This window comes from Lentzea fradiae, from assembly GCF_900100955.1.
Taxonomy (GTDB): domain Bacteria; phylum Actinomycetota; class Actinomycetes; order Mycobacteriales; family Pseudonocardiaceae; genus Lentzea; species Lentzea fradiae.
This window is the reverse complement of record NZ_FNCC01000018.1, coordinates 161,088-178,518: the sequence shown is the minus strand read 5'-3', so window position 1 is coordinate 178,518 and position 17,431 is coordinate 161,088. Positions and strand designations below refer to the sequence as shown.

The window sequence follows — 17,431 nt, the reverse complement described above, 5'->3', positions numbered from 1 at the left end:
GCACCGATAACACTCATGTGAGTTACCCCCATCGCGCTGTGCACACAAGCATCGCCGGGCTCCTGCACGACCACGCGGTGCACGAGTTCAAGCGGCAGGAGTTCCTGCGCAACGTGTCCGAGATCGTGGGTGCCGTGCCCATGCCCGGACCGGCCGAGCTGACCGCGCCACTGCCGCCGGCCAACCCCAGGCGCAGCTTCCTCGACCGCGTCGACCAGGTCCTCCGGGACGCGACGCGCTCACTCTGAGCGCACGGATCGTCGCCTGATCCACTTGCCGCGAGCTTGAGCCGACAGGCCCGTCGCAAGATTCATCCGGCCGTTGCCGGACCGTGCTTCGACACACATACCGGGTGGCTCTACGCTACGCGTCACCCGGCGATCGCCGGTTCATCTTCTGCTTCTTCTCAAAGCGGGTTCTCGGCGATGAATCATGTTCTCGCAGCGCTCAACGAGCGCCTCGGCAGGTTGTTCGGTGACCGGCTCGTAGTTCTGGCCGGTGGTACACGTCTGGCTAAGCGCGCGCAGGAGCTCCACGCGCTCGGAGCTCGCCACACGCTCGTGCTCGATACCGATGATCATGCCCCGCTGCATGATTCGGAGATCGCCCGCTGGGTGTCGCTGGGCATCAAGGGCGGCTTCGTCGCCGTCGAGCAGCGCCGCCTGGGCAAGCTGCTCACCAAGCCCGGCGCGGAGGTCCGCGCGATCCTCCGCGACTTCGACGCCCGGCGCGAAGCGGTCGTGATCAGCACCCCCTACAACGAGATCGGCACCTTCCAGGGCCGCCCCGTGCTCAACGCCCGCGAGCGCGGCTGGGTCGAGCTGGAGAACAAGACCACGATCGACGCGCTGTGGGACGAGCTGTCCGCCCGCCGCGCGCCGGCGATGGTGTTCGACCTCGACTTCGAACGCCTCTGGGGCGCCTCGGAGATCCTGGACCGCGGCGCGGGCGTCGTCTGGTCCGGCGACGGCCCGGCGATCAACGGCGGCGCGAACTTCGTGCGCCGCGTGCGGTCCTACGAGGAGGCCAAGGAAGCCTTCGAGGTGCTCGCGCCCAAGTGCGAGCAGGTCCGCGTGATGCCGTTCCTCGAAGGCATCCCGGTGAGCGTGCACGGCATCGTCTTCCCGGACGGCACCGCGGTGCTGCGTCCGATCGAGATGGTCGTGCCGCGCCGCCAGGGCCAGGCCAAGTTCCTCTACGCGGGCTGCGCGTCGTTCTACGACCCGCCCGTGTGGATCCGCGACGAGATGCGCAACCTGGCTCGCCGCGTCGGCGAGCACCTGCGCGGCACCGTCGGCTACCGCGGCACGTTCACGCTGGACGGCATCGCGACCGAGGACGGCTTCCTGCCGACCGAGATCAACACCCGCTACGGCGGCGCGATGGTCTGCTTCGAGGACGCCGTCCCGGTGCTGCCGCTCGCGCTCGTCCAGGTCGCCCTGGTCGCGGGCTGGGACCTCGGCGTCTCCTCGATGGAGTTCGAGGAGCTCGTCCTGCAGGCGGCGGACAACCACCGCGCCGGTGCCGTGGGCGCCAACGTGCGCGCCGTGCAGCCGACCGACGTGGACGAGCGCCGCGTGGTCTTCACGGGCTGGGCGTGCCGCCTGGCGCACCCGGACGAGCCCGCGCAGGCCACGCTGCGGCTGAGCCCGTCGCCGATCGGCGGCAGGCTCGACCTCGACCTGCACCGGGAGAACATGCCCGTGGGCGCTCCCGTGGCGGCGTTGACGGTCGCGGCGTTCGCGCTCGCGGACCAGGAGTGGGGCACCGGTCTCGGGGCCCTGGAGCCCGCCATCGCGGTCGAGGACACCGTCCCGGTGGAGGAGACCTTCGAAGAGGCCGTGATCGCCTAGACGGACCTACCAGGCGCCCTCGTCGCCGTACGCGGAGTCGAGGGCGAACCGGTAGCCCATCAACGCCGCGACGACCTCGCGGGGCTGGTGCGCGGGACGCACCAGCCCTTCGCCGAGCACCTTCGGCCGCTCCACGCCGAGCAGCTCGGGGGAGCGCCGCAGCAGCGCCGTGGCGATCTCGGCGGCGTCGGCCAGCATCTCCTCGCCCGGCAGGTCGACCATCTCGCTGATCAGCCCGGTGACGAACGACGGCAGGTTCTCCGGCACGGCGCACGCCAGCGCGACGAGGCACGCCACCCGTTCCGAGGCCAGCGCCTCGAAGATCTTCGGCGCGCCCTGGGCGACGGCGTGCCGCGTCTGCGTGAGCCAGTCCGGTGCCGTGCGCGGCAGTTCGCGCCCGATGGCGTTCCACCGGCGGTGCGTGCGGCGGCCCTCGTCGGTGAAGCCCTTGCCCGCCAACGCCATCGCGGCCAGCAGGAAGATCACCCGATCGCGCACGTCTCCCGCGACCTTGTAGGACGCTCCCAGCTCCACCAGGAACGGCACGGCGCAGAACGACGCCTCGGAGACCGTGTCATCGGTCAGCAGCCGGTCGGCGAGCGAGCGGAACGCCTCCAGGCGCACGTCCGCGCTCGGGTCCGTCAGGGAGCGCAGCAGACGTGGGACGCGGTCGGCGACACCTCGGCCGTCGTACACCTCGCCCCAGGAAATCCTGTCGAGTCCGCGCAACGGGTCAGGCCGTTGCCAGGCACGCGGCAGCTCCATAGGCGGGAAAGGTACGGGATGTCACGGAAAGGTCATCGGAACCTCGCCCGTACGATCTCGCCGTGTCCTTCACGGTGGCCGACATCTTCTCCGGTGCGGGCGGCATGAGCTACGGCTTCCACGCCCATCGCGACTTCCGGGTGGTCGGTGCCGCCGATGCGCAGATCGGCAAGCCCAGCTCGAAGCTCGGTTCCCTGCGCTGCAACGACACCTACCGCGCGAACATCGGCGTCGACCCGCTGGAGGTCGACCTCGCGAAGGTGTCCCCGGCGGCGTTGCGCGAGGTCTGGGGCCTCAGGCGGGGCGAGCTGGACGTGCTGCTGGCCTGCCCGCCGTGCTCCGGGTTCAGCCGGATCACCTCCCAGAACCACCTGCGCGACGACCCGCGCAACTCGCTGGTCGGCCGGATCGCCGTCTACGCGCAGGAGCTGCGTCCCAAGGTCGTGCTCGTCGAGAACGCCCGCGAGCTCGTGAAGGGCAAGCAGCGCCACCACTTCGACAGCCTCGCCGAGGAGCTCACCCGGATCGGTTACACGGTCTGGGGCGGCACGCACATGCTGTCCCGGTTCGGCCTGCCGCAGCTGCGCGAGCGGACGCTGATGGTCGCCGTGGACGGGGGACTGCCGCTGCTGACCCTGGACGACCTCTGGGACGGCAGGGTCGTCCGGCCGTCGGCGGTCACCGTCCGTCGCGCCATCGGCAAGCTCCCCCCGATCGAGGCTGGCCTCGCCGACCCGGACGACCCCATTCACGTCTCGCCCACCTTTTCCCAGGAGCGCAGCCTCGAAAGAATGCGCGCGATTCCCGCGAACGGCGGATCGTGGGCTGATCTGCTCCGCTCACCGGAGACCGCGGAGTTGTTGAACCCGGCGCAGCGCAAGATCGTCGAACAGCAGAACTGGGGTTCGCACCCCGATGTCTACGGTCGCATGTGGTGGGACGAACCGGCGCGGACGATCAAGAGGGAATGCGGTCACGTCGGGAATGGCCGTTATGCCCACCCCGTCCAGCACCGGCTCTGCACGGTCAGGGAGATGGCGCTGCTCCAGGGGTTCCCGCGGCAGTTCCGGTTCGACGTCACGATTCTCGGGAACGCGTACCGCCACGTGGGTGACGCCGTTCCTCCGTTGATCGCGTATCAGCTGGCGGGACTGACCCGGTGGATTCTCACCGGCCGCCGTCCGGAGCCCAGGGAGATGTGCCTGCGGGGCACGTCGTTGCGTCCGGGTGACATTCGTCCCGTCGAACTCGCGGAATTGGTGGCCTGACGGTTGAACCGACCCCGGCCGCCATACGTAGCGGGCCGGAGCGCAGATAACTGTTGGGCAACAAAACTAACGTCACCTGACAAATCCGATGCATCGCGGTCCTATCCATTGTGGACACGCTGGGTGACTTCGCGCAGGTCACGGCCGGTGTGTGGGTGGTTCATACCTCACTCTTCCGTGTGACACCCCATCGGTTAGTGTCCGGTCGCTTCCTGTCGGTTCTGTGTCGCTGTCGACGCGCCGACCGTCCCGGCGGGGCGACTGACTTTTCCACCGCGTTCGGGCTAACTTCACGCGAACAAGGAGACCCATGGCTTCCCGGTTGAGGATCGGCGCGGCGCTGCTCGGCGCCACCGCCGCCCTGTCGTTGTCGGCCCTTCCGGCCCACGCCGAAGTCAAGATCACGCCGGACCGCGGCGGCCAGGAGCAGGGCCACGACGTGTGGCTCAAGCACGGCAACAAGAGCGAGAAGCAGGGCACCTCGGTCATCAAGCTCCGCATCGACGACGAGAAGGACCGCACCAACGTCCTCGCGTACTGCGTCGAGCTGCCGACCCCGCTGAAGGACGGCGACGTCCTCAAGGAGGTGCCGTGGGACAAGCACCCCAACAAGAACACCAAGTTCAAGGGTGACAACCCCGGCAAGGTCCTCTGGGTCCTGAACCGGTCCTACCCGAACAAGTCGGTCGACGAGATCAAGAAGGCGTTCGACGTCCCGAAGCTCGACAAGAAGGACGTCATCGCCGCCACGCAGGCCGCGCTCTGGCACTTCTCGGACGACGCCGAGCTCGAGGTCGACAACAAGAAGAACGACTCCGACGTCGTCGACCTCTACAAGAAGCTGATCTCGCAGGCCCAGGTCGAGGCCGAGGCGCCGAAGCCGACGCTGAACATCGACCCCGCCTCGCAGTCCGGCAAGGCCGGCCAGAAGATCGGCCCGTTCAAGGTCACGACCACGGCCACCGAGGTCAAGGTCACCGCGAACCTGCCGGAGGGCGTCACCCTCGTCGACGCCGACGGCAGCCCGCTCGCCGTGCAGAAGAAGGACGAGCTCGCCGTCCAGGGTACCGGTGACAAGGTCTCCGAGTTCTTCGTGAACGTGCCCGAGGGCTCCAAGGACGGCAAGGCTTCCTTCAAGCTCTCCGCCGAGGCCGAGATCGCCCTGGGCCGCCTGTTCGTCGCGCACGACGGCAAGGACGACGGTGTCGCCCAGTCGCTCGTCGTCGCGCAGCCGCAGAAGGTGAAGGTCGAGACCGAGGCCAAGGCCGACTGGAAGACCGAGGCCGTCCCGACCCAGCCGACCACGACGACCACCACCCCGGAGACGACCACCACGGCTCCGGAGACCACGACCACCACGACCGAGACCACCCCGGCCGCCCCGGCGCCCGGTGGCGGTGAGGACCTCGCCTCGACCGGTGCGTCCATCCTGTGGCCGCTCGTCGGCGGTCTGGTGCTCGTCGGCGCCGGTGTCGGTGCGCTGTTCGTGGTGCGCCGCAAGAACGCTGGTGCCTGATAGCTAGCACCGCCCCGTAGACGAACGCCCCCAGGTCCCGCGCCGGACCTGGGGGCGTTTGCCGTTCTCGGCGACCCGCCACCGTGATGTCCCCCTCGGTGGCACCCGGCGTCTTGCGTGTCGGTCAGCCGGTACGTCCGGGTGCGGTTAGCGTGTTCGCGGCTATAAACACGCAGGGTTCCCTCGGGTACTCTGCGTCGGGAACGAAGGAGCACCTCATGAACTTCGACGAGATCAAGAACAAGGCCCTCGAGCTGGCCGAGCAGAACCACGAGAAGGTCGACCAGGGCATCGACGCCGCTGCCGACTTCGTCGCCGGCAAGTTCGGTCACGAAGAGCAGGTCGACTCGGTCGCCACGAAGATCAAGGACATCCTCCCGGGTGGATGAGTGAACTCCTTCAAAGCCACTGACGCGGGGCGGGTCACCTCTGCCGGGGAGACCCGCTCTCCTTCTGCCCGCCGGCCGGAAATGATCACCTGGCAGGGCATCCACGAGCCCCGGCTGGAGCAGGTCCGCCTGCTCCTGTCGAACGACCAGCGCCTGCGCGCGTCCGGCCGTCTCGTCGCCGCGGGCCCCGACGAGCAGTTCAACGCCTCGTTCGAGGTGTCCGTCGGCGAGAGCGGGCAGGTCACCCGCCTGCTGCTGCGCACGGCCACGGTCCTGGAGGAGCGCCAGTGCTCCCTGTCGAGGACCGAGGACGGCGCCTGGCTGGTCGACCACGGCCACGGCAGCAAGCGCGAGACGTTCAACGACGCCCTCGACGTCGACGTGCAGTTCGCCGTGCTGTTCAACGCCATCCCGATCCGCAGGCTCGCCCTGCACCGCGAAGCCTCCGAGCACGCACTGCCGGTCGTGCGGGTCTCCCTGCCGGACCTCTCGGTCCGCGCCGTGACCCAGACCTACCGGACGGTGTCGGTCGGCGACGACGTCTCCGTGGTGCGGTTCAAGAGCGGCGGCTTCGAGCAGAACATCAAGGTCGACCCCAACGGCCTCGTCCTCGAGTACCCGCTGATCTCGAAGCGGATTTAGAACCCCTCCAAGAAGTACTTCCTTCGTGGCGAGTCGCCCGCGAACGGTGGCAGCGGAGGGGCGCGCCTCCTAGCTTTCCGCCATGCCCAAACGATTTTCGAGCGTGGTGGGACGCTCGTTCGGCGATGGCATCCGCGACGCCATCCGGTCCACCGGGATGACCCAGCGGCGCATCGCCGAACTGCTCGGCTGGGAGGAGGCCAAGGTCTCCGACCTGGTCAGAGGCAAGGGTGGGGCCACGGAGGTCGAGGTCGCGATGCTCCTCGGCCTGTGCCGCGTCGAAGCGGAGGAAGCCCGCCGCCTGCTGGCCCTGTACCGGGAGACCCGCGAGAACGCCTACCTCCAGCTCGCGAACGGTGTTCCCGACCAGCTGCGCACCCTGATCAGCCAGGAACGCCTCGCGGACGAGATCGTCGCCTGGGCGATGAACCTCGTTCCCGGACTCCTCCAGACCCCCGATTACTCGACCGAGGTCGTGCGGGCAGCCGCGACGGTGACACCCGACCAGGTGGAACAGATCGTCGCGGCGAAGATGGGGCGGCGGGCCATCTTCCACCGGAGCCGCGAGTTCGTCTTCTTCGTCCACGAGCAGGCGCTACGGCTACACGTCGGCAGCCCGGAGGTGATGGCGGAGCAGTTGCACCACCTGCTCCGCATGTCGGTGCGCCCGTACGTCAGCATCAGGATCGTGCCGCTCTCGATCGGGGTGCATGCCGGGCTCGCCGGGTCCTTCACCAAGCTGGCGTTCGAGAAGTTCGAGCCGGTGGTCTACCTGGAGAGTCACAACTCCAGCCTGTTCCTCGAAGACAAGGTCTCGATCGCCGTTTACGACAAGGTGCTGAAGGACCTCGCCGTCCAAGCCCTGGGTGAGGAACAATCGAGGGAGTTGATCACGAGCTTGCTGGCTTGAGGGGATCGCATGACGACCTGGCGAAAGAGCAGCCGCAGCGGCACGTCGAGTGACTGCGTCGAGGTGGGGCGGAGGGTCGGTATCCGCGACAGCAAGGCGCCGGCCACGCACCTGCCCGTGTCGGGCAGGGCGTGGTCGGCATTCCTGACGTCCGTGAAGTCCCGCCAGACCACCTAGCGGTTCTTCGCTCCCGAGGCCGTAGCCCTCAAACCCGCACGGCCACCGCGACGCCCTGGCCGACGCCGACGCACGCGGCGGCGATCCCGACGCCGCCGCCCCGCGCCCGCAGGTGGCGGCACACGTCGATGATCACGCGCGGCATCGAGGCCCCCAGCGGGTGGCCGTAGGCTATGGCGCCGCCGTGGACGTTGACCTTCTCCGGGGCGATCTCCGGCAGGTGGTGCAGCACGGACAGCGCCATCGCGGCGTACGCCTCGTTGATCTCCCACAGGTCGACCTGCTCGGCGTCGAGGTGCAGGCGCTTGAGCAGCTTGCGGATGGCCGAGACCGGCGCGACCGTGAACCGGTGCGGCTCCTCGCCGGTCGTCGCGCTGCCGAGCACCTCGCCGAGCGGCGTCACGCCCAGCTCCTCGGCCATCGCCTCCGTGCCGAGCAACGCGGCCAGTGCGCCGTCGTTGAGGGGTGAGGCGTTGCCCGCCGTCACCGAGCCCGTCTCGGAGAAGGCCGGCTTGAGCTTGGCGAGCTTCTCGACGCTGGTGTCGGCGCGGACGTTCTCGTCGCGGCGGATCGTGGTGCCGTCCGGCAGTTGGACGGGGAACGCGAAGCCCTCGTGCACGCCCGCGTCCCACGCCGCGGCGGCGCGTCGGTGGGAGCGGAGCGCGAAGGTGTCCATCTGGTCGCGGGTGATGCCCAGCTCGTGGGCGACCGTCTCGGCGGCCAGTCCCAGCGGCACCGTGTAGTGCTTGGGCATGCGCGGGTTCACCAGCCGCCAGCCCAGGGCCGTCGACACGGTCTCCACGCGGTCGGGGAACGCCCTGTCCGGTCGTGGCGTCACGAACGGCGCCCGTGACATGCCCTCCACGCCACCGGCCACGACGAGGTCCGCGTCGCCCGCGACCAGCGCCCGTGCGCCCTGGATGATCGACTCGCCGCCGGAGGCGCACAGGCGGTTCAGCGTCACGCCCGGCACCGACACCGGCAGGCCCGCGAGCAGCGCGGCCATCCTCGCCACGTTGCGGTTGTCCTCACCGGCGCCGTTCGCGTCGCCCAGCAGCACGTCGTCGATCCGCGCGAGGTCGAGGCCGGGGTAGCGGCGCAGCAGGTCGACGATCGGCAGGGCGGCGAGGTCGTCCACTCTGATGCCGGACAGTCCTCCGCGGTAGCGGCCGAACGGCGTGCGGGCTGCGTCGATGATCAGTGCGCGGGCCATGCCCCCATCTTGGGGCACTCACGCCTTGAGCAAAAAAGGAACGTAGCCCGTTTCGGGATGGACCTCCTGGTCGGTGCTGAACGCCTTCACCTCGATCGCGTGCGCACCGGCCGTCATCGTCGAGGTGTTCAGCGCGATCCGCCACCTGCCCGCGCCCGCGGGTCCGTCGGCCGTGGTCGGGACGGTCGCGACGTGCGTGCCGTCGATCCTCAGCTCGAACCCCGCGAGGCCCGCCACGGCCGCGTCCAGGGCGTTCAGCCGCACCTCCAGCACCACCCGGCCGCGCGGGAAGGCTGCGCCGTTCTCCACCGGCTGGCCGCTCGCGTCGAGGACCTCGGCGACCGGGTCGGCGAGCGCCGGCTTCGCGTCGACCAGGGGAGTGCCGGGCTCGCGCTCCACCACCACGGCGGCACCGGTCAGCTCGACGTCGGTGTGCGTGACCTGGATGCGTTCGGTCGTGGGCAGCGCGACGTCGAGAGTGCTCGTGAACGCGGCCTCCGGCAGGTCCGCGACGGCCGGGTACTCGGCGCCGGGCTTCCACGGCATGCCCTCGACGGCGGGGCGCAGCGGTAGCTGCACCCCGTTGACCAGCACGGTCGTGAGCAGCGGGCTCTCCTGGGCCGGGATGACGGCGAGGCGGAGCTGACCCGCCGTGACACCGGGGAGGCGTTCCGGACTCGGCGAGGCGGGGCCGTCGACGCGGACCTGCGGCGTGATCGCGGCAGGCGGTGCGTCGGCCTTCGCGGTCTGGAAGCCGATGAGGTCGACGCCCGCGCGGACCCGGTCGCCCGCCAGCGCGGCGACGCCGACCAGTGCCGTCGCCTCGCGCCACTGCGGCACGAACGGGGAGGTGGCGACGACCTCGCCGTCCCGTTCGACCCGCACGCCCTCCGGCGTCAGCACGATCTCCCAGCGCACCGTCACGCCCGGCAGCGCGGCGGGGACGGGCTTGACCGGCGTGCCGTCCGGGACGAGTTCCACGACCGAGTTGCCCGCGACGTCGGTCGAGACGGTCGCGCGGACGGTGTTCGGCGGCACCGGCTCGCCCTGGACGCTCACCGGGCCCGGCACCAGGTCCAGCAGCAGCTCGCCGCCGGTGCCGGGGGCGTCGGTCTCGACGACGAACCGGCTCTCGCCGTCGGAGCGGACGAACGGCGTGCGCGACCGCAGCGTCGCGGCCCGCGTGCCGCAGCTGCTGCTGATCACGAGCCGGTCGTGGTCGTCGGCGTCACCCGAGGTCGCGCGGGCGCAGTCGGTGCGCTTGGAGAGCCTCCAAAGCCGGGGGTCCGGCTCGTCGGAGCCGTCGAAGCGGTCGGCGAACGTGAACCGCTCGCGGTCGGCGCGGGGAGTCGCGCTGGTCAGGGCTGGCTGGGAGTACTGGCCGAACGCGTCGACCGCGCGGATCTCCACCTGCTGCTCGCGGTCGTTCTCCAGGCCGTTGAGCTGGGCGCCCGGCCTGGTCACGAGCTTGGTCCTGTCGCCCCAGCGCACCTCGTAGGCGGGGGCGTCGCCGTTCCAGGTCAGCGTGATCCGGTGGTGCCCGCCGCGCGCGACGACCCCGGCCGGTGTGGCCGGACGGCCCTGCGGGCTCGGCACCAGCACCTGGTCGGCGACGTACGGCTTGAGCTTCGTCGGCGGCGGGGGAGCCGTGGGCAGGTCGGAACCCGCACCGGGGTCGCGCAGCACGAGCACGCCGACCACCAGCGCGAGGCCCACTACGGCGAAGGCGACCCGCTTCACAGCAGTCACGCTAGGGCGTTCACCCCAGCTCGAACACGGTTTCCGTGGTAACGGGTTCGCCATCGTCTGCCGGAAGGACGCTCAGCTTGAGCCGAGCGACCGAGCCGCTGGGCAGATCGGCCGCGTCGAGCCAGAACTCGTGCCTGCCGGGCACGCCCGCGCCCTGCTCGTTCGTGGGCAGCGCGACGATCCGCCTGCCGTCCAGCTCCAGCTCGATGCCGCGGTGGCCGATGGCGTTGACCTCGGCGGTGACGAGGACGCGGCCGGAGCCCGCCAGCCGCTGCGGGGGCTTGGCGCCGTTCTCGTGCATGACGTGCAGCCGGGGAGCACCGGTCTTGATGCCGCCGGGGCGGTCCGCGAGCCGGGGCAGCGCCTTCGGGCGGCTCTCCGGTCTGCGGACCAGCACGAGCTGGGCGTCCGGTGCCGCCGCGACCTTCGCGACGCCGGTCGCGTCGGTCACCCGCACCCCGCCGCCCTGCTCGCGTGCCACGACCTTGGCCGTGATCGCGTCGGAGGGCACCTCGACGTCCCGCGTGAGGGGGACGACCTCGGTGGGCACGACGCGTTCCGGCACGCCGCCGACGCCGAACGTGTCCAGGAACCCGCCACCGTCGACGCGGACCCGCGGGTGCACGAGCGGAGCGGTGATCGCGACCGGTTCGTAGGCGACCACGACGCCGTCGCGCAGCGCCAGCACCGCGTCCGGCAGCACCCGCATCTCCCACCGGTGCCGCACGCCCGCGACCAGACCGGTGATCGGCGCGTCGCCGAGGTCGACCTGCCTGTCCGTGCGGGGCAGGCCGGGGTCGGCGACGATCCGCGTGCCCTGGGTCGTGATGTCGAGGCTCACCGCGTCGCGCGGCGGGACGTCGGTCTCCGCCAGGTACTGCCACGGGTCGGGCAGCAGCGTCAGCCGCACGTGGCTCGACTCGACCGCACCGGCGACGCCGATGATCGCCCGGCCGACCGCGCCGTCGCTCGCGGGGACGCCGAACCTGATCGGCGTGTTCGACTGGAACGCCGCCATCGAGCAGTCGACGTCCACACGCTTGCCGGACCCGAACGGCCGCAGCCCCAGGCACTCCGGCTCGGCCTCCACCCGCCACCTGCGCGGGTCGAGCGACTCCGGCCCGTCGAACCTGTCGGTCTGCCCGACGAGCTGGTCGTCCCAGCTGTCGTCGTAGAGCTCCCCCGGCGTCGCGGCGATCCTGAGCGGCTCCGACCGCTTGCCCGTGGCGTTGACCGCCCTGACCTCGACGTCGGTCACCTGGCCGGGGTTCAGCCCGGCCAGCTCGACCTCGGGACCCGGCACGAGCTGGGTGTTGCCGTTCCAGCGGACCTCGTAGGCGGACGCGGAACCGTTCCACGCGACCTGCAACGCGTCGGCGTCCAGCGCACGCGTCCGCGCGTTGGCGGGCTTCACCGGCTCCTGCGACGCGACGACCTCGACGCCGTCGGCGATCTCGCGCTTCAGCGTGTCCGGGGCGTCACCCGCCCGCAGTGCCACGACGGCGCCGACGACCAGGACGAGGCCACCCAGCCCTCCGGCGAGCGTCCGTCGATCCACGGGCCCGACCCTACGACGTTTCCGCGGCCGCTGTGGTGCCGTCCAGCCCCACGACGCGCCCGCCGCGGGAGCCGAGGTTGCGCAGTGCCGCCAGTGCGCCCGGCTTGGTCAGGTCGATCGTGACAGGAGTCCGTTTCGGCTGGTTGACCAGCATGTTTCGGCCCTCGTGACCAGCCTCGACGGTCTTCGCGAGCCCTCCTGTCGACGCGAGCGACCCGCGGGCCGCGCCGAGTCGTCCGAGCGCGTCGTCGACGGCCGTCAGCAGCGCGCCCCGGTTGCCCTCGCACATCGCGCGCACCAGCTCCGGCCGGCTGCCCGCGACCCGCGTGCCGTCTCCGAAGCTGCCCGCCGCGAGCGCCAGGGCGAGCGGCCCGCCACCCGCCCCGACCGCGGCCAGCACCGCCGCCAGCACGTGCGGCAGATGGCTGATCCGCGCCACCGCCTCGTCGTGCTCCTCCGGCGTCGTCGGCACGACGTGGGCGCCGAGGTCGAGCGCGAGCCGCATGACGTCGTTGAGGTGGTCGTCGGCCTCCTCCGGCGTCACGACCCAGGCGGCGTCCTGGAACAGCGTGGCGCTGCCCGCGTCCCAGCCGCTGCGGCTGGTGCCCGCCATCGGGTGGCCGCCGACGAACCTGGCGTCCTTCGCGTACCGGTGGACGGCGTCGTGGACGGGCCCCTTCACGCTGGTCACGTCCGTGAGGCGGGTACCGGCGGGGACCTTGCGCAGCAGGTCGGGAAGCGCGGGCAACGGCACCGCGAGGACGACGAGCGCCTCGGGGTCGCGGCCGAGGGCCTCCTCGACCGGCACGACGTCGAAGCCCTCGGCGCGAGCCTTGTCCGCGTCCTCCTTGCCGGCCGTCGCACCCCACACCGTGCGGCCGGCGGCCTTCGCGGCCCGCAGCACCGAGCCGCCGATCAGTCCCAGTCCGATCACGCACACGTCTCGCACGGGCACCATCATTCCGTGCGAGTGGTGCTCGGACGAAACCCCGTCCTGCTCAGGGGCGGACCGGCGGCTACCGGAGCGCGTCCAGCGCGAACGCCGCGTACGTCGCCACCCCGTGCTCCATCGCGGCCTCGTCGAACAGCACCCTGTTCGAGTGGTTCGGCGCCGCGTTCTCCACATCGGTGCCGCGCGGGCACGCCCCGAGGAACGCCATCGCGCCCGGCACCCGTTGCAGCACGTAGGAGAAGTCCTCCGCGCCCATCAGCGGGTCCTGCATCGGCTCGCTCCACGACGGACCCATCGCCCTCGCGGCCAGGTCGACGACGTGCTGCCCCACGACGTCGTCGTTCACCGTCACCGGGTAACCCGGCACGATGCTGACCTCGGCGTGACACCCGTACGCCGCCGCCGTGTGCTTCACGGCCAGCTTCAGCTCCTTGTGCACGAGCGCGCGCGTCGCCTCCGACAACGTCCGGATCGTCCCGTCGAGCGTCGCCACCTCCGGAATGATGTTGGTCGTCGTGCCCGCGTTGATCTGCGCGACCGTCACCACGGCCGGTTCGTGCACGCTGACCCGTCGCCCGAGCATCGTCTGGATCGCCCCGACCATCGCCGCGGCCGCCGGCACCGGGTCGAGCGCGTTGTGCGGCATCGCGCCGTGCCCGCCACGGCCCTTCACGTGCACGTGGAAGGTGTCCGCGGACGCCATCATCGGCCCGGGACGGCACGTCACCACGCCCGACCGCAGCGTCGAGGTGATGTGCAGCGCGAACGCCTTCTCCACACCGTCGTCGAGCAGGCCCTCCTCGATCATGTACCGCGCGCCGTGATGCCCCTCCTCACCCGGCTGGAACATGAACAGCACCCGCCCGCGCAACGCGTCGCGCCGGTCCGTGAGCAGCCGCGCCGACGAGGCCAGCATCGCCACGTGCGTGTCGTGCCCGCAGGCGTGCATGTTCCCGTCCACTTCGGACGCGAACGGCAACCCCGTGTCCTCCTGCAACGGCAGCCCGTCCATGTCGCCGCGCAGCAGCACCGTCGGCCCCGGCCGGTCACCCTCGAGCACCGCCACGACCGAGGTCGTCGACTCACCCTTGGTGATCTTCAGCGGCAGCCCCTCCAACGCGTGCAGGATCGCCGCCTGCGTCTTCGGGTTCTGAAGTCCTTGTTCAGGCTGGCGGTGGATCTGCCTGCGCAGCGCCACCGTGCGGGGCTGCAGCGCACGCGCCCCTTCGAGCAGTCCGACGAGACGGGGGTCCGGCGTTGATGTGCTCATCTCTCGATAGTGGCACCACCTCGGCTACCGGGAAGGTCGCCGGAGCCCTACGGTGTGCACATGACACAGCAGGAGCCGGTCAACGGCTTCGCGGTCGCGGTCGTCCGGGAGGACGGCCGCTGGCGGTGCAGCAAGATGGACAGCTCCGCGCTGTCGGAGCTGGACGCGGCGATCACACAGCTGCGCCAACTGAGGTCGACCGGTGCCGTGTTCGGGCTCCTCGCCGTCGACGACGAGTTCTTCATCGTCCTGCGCCCCGTCCCCGGCGGCGTGGCCCTGCTGCTCTCCGACGCGGCAGCCGCCCTCGACTACGACATCGCCGCCGACGTCCTGGACCTGCTGCGCGTGGACCCCCCGGACGACGAGGACAACGAGATCTGGCCGGAAGGTGACCTGGGCGTCCTGTCCGACCTCGGCATGCCCTCCCACGAACTGCAGATCATCGTCGACCAGGTCGACCTCTACCCGGACGAGCAGCTCCAGATGATCGCCCAGCGCATCGGCTTCATCGACGAGTTCACCCAGCTGCTCGACACCATCCAGGCGTGACCCCGTCAGCGGAGGACATGGTCAGAACGGCGCTGAAAGCAGCCGCCCGTTCCGGCGCGGACGTCCCGATCGGCGCCGTCGTCTACGCCCCGGACGGCTCCGTCCTGGCCGAAGCCTGCAACGCCCGCGAAGCCCTCGGCGACCCCACCGCCCACGCCGAGGTCCTGGCCCTGCGCGAAGCCGCCAGCCACTACGGCGACGGCTGGCGCCTCGACGGCTGCACCCTCGCCGTCACACTCGAACCGTGCACCATGTGCGCCGGCGCCCTGGTCCTCGCCCGTGTTTCTCGTCTCGTCTTCGGCGCCTGGGAGCCCAAAACAGGCGCCGTGGGGTCGCTGTGGGACGTCGTACGCGACCGCCGGCTCAACCACCGGCCGGAGGTCCGCGGCGGCGTTCTGGAGGACGAGTGCTCTGACCTGCTCGAACGCTTCTTCCGGACCCAGCGTTAACCCGGTGGATCGGACTGTGTATTGTTCTTACCGGTGGCGTGTCCGAGCGGCCGAAGGAGCACGCCTCGAAAGCGTGTGAGGTGCAAGCCTCCGTGGGTTCAAATCCCACCGCCACCGCTGCTCAGAGCCCCGGTTGCCAGACATGGCAACCGGGGCTCCGACGTTTCGGCCCAGTTGCCGTCTCACGTGCGTTGGCTGGTGAGACCGCAGCCGTCGGGCAGCGCAGGACTCACGCGGCAGTGCCCGGCACCTCGGACAGGTACAGAGCAACTTCGCTGTCGGCACCCTGCTGATCGAGGAACCGGAACGGGGAAGCTGCGTCAGGCGCTGGAGCTGATCGACTTCCGCGTCTACGTCACCCTGACCGGGCCCCGAAATGCACGAACCCCCGCCCAACTAGGCAAAAGCCGAGCCCAGGGGCTCTTTCGTCGGACGGGGTCGCGCACCACGAGAATAGCGTTTGGCTCCTATTGAGGACGCACGACGAGGCTGTTGTGACGTGCGTCATGCGACTGGTCAGAACCTCACCGAGGCCAGGAACTTCTCCGCCAGCCCGACGTCCCCGGTCACCTCCAGCCCTTCCACCCCACGCCGCTGGTACAACGCCAGCACCAGGTCGGTGACGGACCCGCGCACCGCCACGTCCCACTCCCGCTCGCCCTCGGACGCGACAGGTCCGGAGAGGTCGACGGTCCAAGAACAAACCGGCGTCTCGAAGTACAACGCTCCCGCCCCGCGCAGTTCGGCGGTCTCCGGCCGGATCGTGAAGATGAACGGCAGCAGCGTCTCCATCCACTCGGCGACCGTGTCGCGGGCGATCTCGTCGGAGACCGAGAACGGCAGGCCGAGGGCGTCCAGCGCGTCGTAGCGGTGGACCACCGTTTCGTGTGCCATGCGGCGGCTCCAGAACCGCGGGCCGGGTAGGCCGAGCATGAGCGCGATCGGGGCGTCGGGGTCGACGCTCGACAGCGCGTCGGAGAGCAGGGTCGCGCCCTCCAGGAGCCACGGGCCGAGCTCGGCGGCTGTCTCGTTCGCATAGCCGGAGACGGAGTGGGCCTTGCTGAACGATCTGTCGGTCTTCGGCACCCGTCGTTCGATCATCTCCGCGACCCAGCGGTGGGCGTGGCCGAGGTGCCTCAGCAGCTGGTTCAGCGTCCAGTCCGGTGTCGCGGGTACCTGCACGCTCAGGTCCGCGCGGTCCAGCGCGGGCACCAGCAGCGCGGTCTGCGACACGACACAGGCCGGGTAGTCCATCAGAACCTCACCTTGTCCAGCATCAGGTCGAGCAGGTCGCGGTCCCCGAACACCTCGAGCCCGTCGGCCGGTCCTCGCCGGTAGACGGCCAGCATCAGGTCGACGACGGGGCCGCGGACGGCCACCGAAGCCTTCTCGTGCCCCTCCCGGACCACCGGAGTCGCGCCGGTGAAGTCGATCACGAACTCCGCTTCGGCGTCGGTGGCGTGCAGGTGCACGGTGCCGGTGCCGGCCAGTGCGGCGGTCTCGGACGGGCGGCGGCGGAACGCGTGGGGCACGGCTATGTCGGTCCACTCGCGCAGCGTGTCCTGGGCGATCTCCGGGGCCAGCGCGTACGAGACGCCGAGGGTGTCGTACGCGTCCCAGCGGTGCACGACGACCTCGTGCGTCGCCCGGCGCGACCACATGTGCGGGCCCGGGAGGCCGCCGAACGGGGCGATCATCTCGTCCGGGTCCAGCTCGCCGAGCACGTCGGACAGGGCGGTGGCGCCTTCGCGCAGCCACGGGACCAGGTCGGCCGGTTTCTCGTCCACGTACGTGTCGAGGTCGTGCGCCCGGTTGCGGGAGAAGTCGACCTCCGGCACCCTCTCGCGGAGCATCATGGCGACCCAGCGCTGGGTGTGGCCGAGGTGGCGCAGCAGCTGGTTGAGGGTCCAGTTCGGGATGGACGGGACCTGAACGCCCAGGTCAGCGCCTTCCAGGACGGAGACGAGCAGCTCGGTCTGGTGGACGATCTCGGCGCGGCGGCGCTCGTAGTCAGGAATCCCCATGGTTTCCAACGTAGGGACACCGGCCGGTGCCTGGGAGGGGTTCACCGGCCGGCGTTCCGAAATCCAGCATACACCATGATCGAACACTTGTTCGAGTGATCATTGTTGGGCCAACCGGTTAACCGTTAGTAACAACGGCTACCAAAG

General features: G+C 70.5%; 19 protein-coding genes and 1 tRNA gene. 11 read left to right on the top strand and 9 right to left on the bottom strand.

What is annotated here, in order from left to right:
• Positions 1-38 precede the first annotated feature (38 nt).
• The gene (locus BLT23_RS34990) at positions 39-248 is read left to right on the top strand and encodes a hypothetical protein (protein WP_090058119.1); all 210 of its coding nucleotides are present in this window, start codon (positions 39-41) and stop codon (positions 246-248) included.
• Between the two features lie 141 nt (positions 249-389).
• Here BLT23_RS34990 and BLT23_RS41900 read toward each other — a convergent pair whose 3' ends face one another.
• Positions 390-581, bottom strand: a complete 192-nt coding sequence (locus tag BLT23_RS41900) for a hypothetical protein (RefSeq protein ID WP_245744509.1) — start codon at positions 579-581, stop codon at positions 390-392.
• Positions 582-614: 33 nt separating this feature from the next.
• On the opposite strand from BLT23_RS41900, the gene BLT23_RS34985 reads away from it, so the two are divergent.
• Positions 615-1,853 carry an ATP-grasp domain-containing protein gene (locus BLT23_RS34985; protein WP_245744508.1) on the top strand — a complete coding sequence of 413 codons (1,239 nt, stop codon included), beginning with the start codon at positions 615-617 and terminating at the stop codon, positions 1,851-1,853.
• 6 nt (positions 1,854-1,859) lie between these two features.
• Here the strand turns inward: BLT23_RS34985 and BLT23_RS34980 are convergent, their stop codons facing one another.
• Positions 1,860-2,618, bottom strand: a complete 759-nt coding sequence (locus BLT23_RS34980; protein ID WP_090058112.1) for a hypothetical protein — start codon at positions 2,616-2,618, stop codon at positions 1,860-1,862.
• A gap of 62 nt (positions 2,619-2,680) precedes the next feature.
• Between BLT23_RS34980 and BLT23_RS34975 the strand changes: the two genes are divergently transcribed.
• From BLT23_RS34975 to BLT23_RS34950, 6 genes are all read left to right on the top strand, one after another.
• On the top strand, positions 2,681-3,886 hold the full coding sequence (locus tag BLT23_RS34975) for a DNA cytosine methyltransferase (RefSeq protein WP_245744507.1): 1,206 nt from the start codon (positions 2,681-2,683) through the stop codon (positions 3,884-3,886).
• A gap of 310 nt (positions 3,887-4,196) precedes the next feature.
• Positions 4,197-5,402 carry a thioester domain-containing protein gene (locus BLT23_RS34970; protein ID WP_090058109.1) on the top strand — a complete coding sequence of 402 codons (1,206 nt, stop codon included), beginning with the start codon at positions 4,197-4,199 and terminating at the stop codon, positions 5,400-5,402.
• A gap of 218 nt (positions 5,403-5,620) precedes the next feature.
• Positions 5,621-5,791, top strand: coding sequence for an antitoxin (locus tag BLT23_RS34965; RefSeq protein ID WP_090058105.1), 171 nt, complete (start codon positions 5,621-5,623; stop codon positions 5,789-5,791).
• An 81-nt stretch (positions 5,792-5,872) separates the two neighbouring features.
• On the top strand, positions 5,873-6,433 hold the full coding sequence (locus BLT23_RS34960) for a putative glycolipid-binding domain-containing protein (protein WP_245744506.1): 561 nt from the start codon (positions 5,873-5,875) through the stop codon (positions 6,431-6,433).
• An 82-nt stretch (positions 6,434-6,515) separates the two neighbouring features.
• On the top strand, positions 6,516-7,343 hold the full coding sequence (locus BLT23_RS34955) for a helix-turn-helix domain-containing protein (RefSeq protein ID WP_143036145.1): 828 nt from the start codon (positions 6,516-6,518) through the stop codon (positions 7,341-7,343).
• A gap of 9 nt (positions 7,344-7,352) precedes the next feature.
• Complete coding sequence (locus BLT23_RS34950) at positions 7,353-7,520, top strand: DUF397 domain-containing protein (protein WP_090058096.1); 168 nt, start codon at positions 7,353-7,355, stop codon at positions 7,518-7,520.
• A 28-nt stretch (positions 7,521-7,548) separates the two neighbouring features.
• On the opposite strand, the gene BLT23_RS34945 is transcribed toward BLT23_RS34950, so the two are convergent.
• The 5 genes from BLT23_RS34945 to BLT23_RS34925 all read right to left on the bottom strand — a co-directional run bounded on the left by BLT23_RS34945 (position 7,549) and on the right by BLT23_RS34925 (position 14,262).
• The gene (locus tag BLT23_RS34945; RefSeq protein WP_090058093.1) at positions 7,549-8,733 is read right to left on the bottom strand and encodes a thiolase family protein; all 1,185 of its coding nucleotides are present in this window, start codon (positions 8,731-8,733) and stop codon (positions 7,549-7,551) included.
• An 18-nt stretch (positions 8,734-8,751) separates the two neighbouring features.
• Positions 8,752-10,473 (bottom strand): hypothetical protein, encoded by a 1,722-nt coding sequence (locus tag BLT23_RS34940; protein ID WP_090058090.1) that lies wholly within the window; start codon positions 10,471-10,473, stop codon positions 8,752-8,754.
• A 19-nt stretch (positions 10,474-10,492) separates the two neighbouring features.
• Positions 10,493-12,040 (bottom strand): hypothetical protein, encoded by a 1,548-nt coding sequence (locus BLT23_RS34935; protein WP_090058086.1) that lies wholly within the window; start codon positions 12,038-12,040, stop codon positions 10,493-10,495.
• A gap of 10 nt (positions 12,041-12,050) precedes the next feature.
• Positions 12,051-12,989 (bottom strand): prephenate dehydrogenase, encoded by a 939-nt coding sequence (locus tag BLT23_RS34930; RefSeq protein WP_090058232.1) that lies wholly within the window; start codon positions 12,987-12,989, stop codon positions 12,051-12,053.
• Positions 12,990-13,056: 67 nt separating this feature from the next.
• A complete protein-coding gene (locus BLT23_RS34925; RefSeq protein WP_090058083.1) occupies positions 13,057-14,262 on the bottom strand; it encodes a M20 metallopeptidase family protein in 1,206 nt (401 codons plus the stop codon).
• Positions 14,263-14,322: 60 nt separating this feature from the next.
• Between BLT23_RS34925 and BLT23_RS34920 the strand changes: the two genes are divergently transcribed.
• From BLT23_RS34920 to BLT23_RS34910, 3 genes are all read left to right on the top strand, one after another.
• The gene (locus tag BLT23_RS34920; protein WP_090058080.1) at positions 14,323-14,811 is read left to right on the top strand and encodes a tRNA adenosine deaminase-associated protein; all 489 of its coding nucleotides are present in this window, start codon (positions 14,323-14,325) and stop codon (positions 14,809-14,811) included.
• A 17-nt stretch (positions 14,812-14,828) separates the two neighbouring features.
• The gene (locus BLT23_RS34915; RefSeq protein ID WP_090058229.1) at positions 14,829-15,260 is read left to right on the top strand and encodes a nucleoside deaminase; all 432 of its coding nucleotides are present in this window, start codon (positions 14,829-14,831) and stop codon (positions 15,258-15,260) included.
• A gap of 32 nt (positions 15,261-15,292) precedes the next feature.
• Positions 15,293-15,377 (top strand) — tRNA-Ser (locus BLT23_RS34910).
• Between the two features lie 399 nt (positions 15,378-15,776).
• Here the strand turns inward: BLT23_RS34910 and BLT23_RS34905 are convergent.
• Together BLT23_RS34905 and BLT23_RS34900 are read right to left on the bottom strand one after the other, a co-directional pair.
• Entirely contained in the window at positions 15,777-16,514 is a 738-nt protein-coding gene (locus BLT23_RS34905; RefSeq protein ID WP_090058077.1) for a maleylpyruvate isomerase family mycothiol-dependent enzyme, read from the bottom strand.
• On the bottom strand, positions 16,514-17,284 hold the full coding sequence (locus BLT23_RS34900) for a maleylpyruvate isomerase family mycothiol-dependent enzyme (protein ID WP_090058074.1): 771 nt from the start codon (positions 17,282-17,284) through the stop codon (positions 16,514-16,516). The genes BLT23_RS34905 and BLT23_RS34900 overlap by 1 nt, the downstream gene beginning before the upstream one ends.
• Positions 17,285-17,431 lie beyond the last annotated feature (147 nt).